Annotated in this window: 1 protein-coding gene; it reads left to right on the top strand. The window is 72.4% G+C overall.

Features of this window, described 5'->3' with window-relative positions; genetic code table 11:
- The coding region (locus AAHZ94_RS33990) for an AI-2E family transporter (protein ID WP_349997545.1) at positions 1 to 1,458 on the top strand (1,458 nt) is incomplete at both ends.

The following is a 1,458-nucleotide window of genomic DNA, read 5'->3' as shown; positions in this document are numbered from 1 at the left end:
GGCCGGTGCGCCGGCTGACGCCGCCCCAGCGGACCACGCGGCCCGACCGGCCGCCCCCGACCCCGTACCGCAGGTCGCGGTGGCGGTCGCGGACGAGTCGTCACAGGCGCCCGCGCCGCCGCAGTACGCACTGGCGGTGGTGCCCCGCCCGGACCCGGTGGCCGCCGTGCCCTGGGGGGTGCGGGTCGCCGCCGAGGTGGGATGGCGGTTGCTGGTCCTCGCGGGCACGGTCTGGGTGCTGATGCGGGTCATCAGCGCGGTGCGGCTGGTGGTCCTCGCCTTCGTGGCGGGGCTGCTGATCACCGCCCTGCTGGAGCCGACGGTCTCCCGGCTCCGGCGCCGGGGCGTGCACCGCGGTCTGGCCACCGCCATCGTCTTCGTCTCCGGGTTCGTCGTGATGGGCCTGGTGGGCTGGTTCGTGGTGTGGCAGGTGATGGAGAACCTGGACTCGCTCTCCGAACGGGTCCAGGACGGCATCGACGAGCTCCGCCGCTGGCTGCTGAACAGCCCGTTCCACGTCACCGAGGACCAGATCAACGACATCGCGAAGAACCTGCGCGAGTCGGTCGGGGAGAACACCGAGGAGATCACCTCGGCCGGTCTGGAAGGCGTCACGTTCATCGTCGAGCTGCTGACCGGCATCATGCTCGCGATGTTCAGCACGCTGTTCCTGCTCTACGACGGGCCCAAGATCTGGAACTGGGTCCTCAAGCTCTTCCCGAGCTCGGCCCGGGAGGGGGTGGCGGGCGCCGGGCCGCGGGCCTGGCAGACGCTCACCGGCTATGTGCGGGGCACGGTGATAGTGGCCCTCATCGACGCGATCTTCATCGGCACCGGGATCTTCTTCCTCGATGTGCCGATGGCCGTGCCACTGGCCGTGTTCATCTTCCTGTTCGCCTTCATCCCGTTGGTCGGGGCGGTCATCTCGGGCGCGCTCGCGGTCGTGGTGGCGCTGGTGACGCAGGACGTGTTCACGGCGGGCATGGTGCTCATCGTGGTGCTGGCGGTGCAGCAGATCGAGGGGCACATCCTCCAGCCGTTCATCCTGGGCCGGGCGGTGCGGGTGCATCCGCTGGCGGTGGTGCTCTCGGTCGCCGCGGGCTCGCTGATCGCCGGCATCGGCGGGGCGGTGGTCGCGGTCCCGCTGGTCGCCGTCACCAACACGGTGGTCGGCTACCTCCGCGCCCACGCCAAGGAACAGGCGCTGCGCGCCACGCCGGGACCGCACGGCGCGACGGTGGCCGCACTCGCCCCGGTGCTCCAGACGGCGGGCACCGCACCGACCGGCGCGGCGCCCGCTGGCGCTGACGGCCCGACTGACGCTGACGATCCGGCTGGTGCTGGTGCTGGTGCTGGTGCTGGTGCTGACGTCGGCGCCGGCGGGGGCACGCGTGCGGCGGGTGGTGGCGGTGCGGTAGGTGGTGGCGGTGTGGCCGACGGGGGCGCTGCGCCCGCGTC

The sequence above is a fragment of the Streptomyces sp. HSW2009 genome (genome assembly GCF_040240285.1).
Taxonomy (GTDB): Bacteria; Actinomycetota; Actinomycetes; order Streptomycetales; family Streptomycetaceae; genus Streptomyces.
This window is presented reverse-complemented; position numbering and strand designations above follow the sequence as displayed.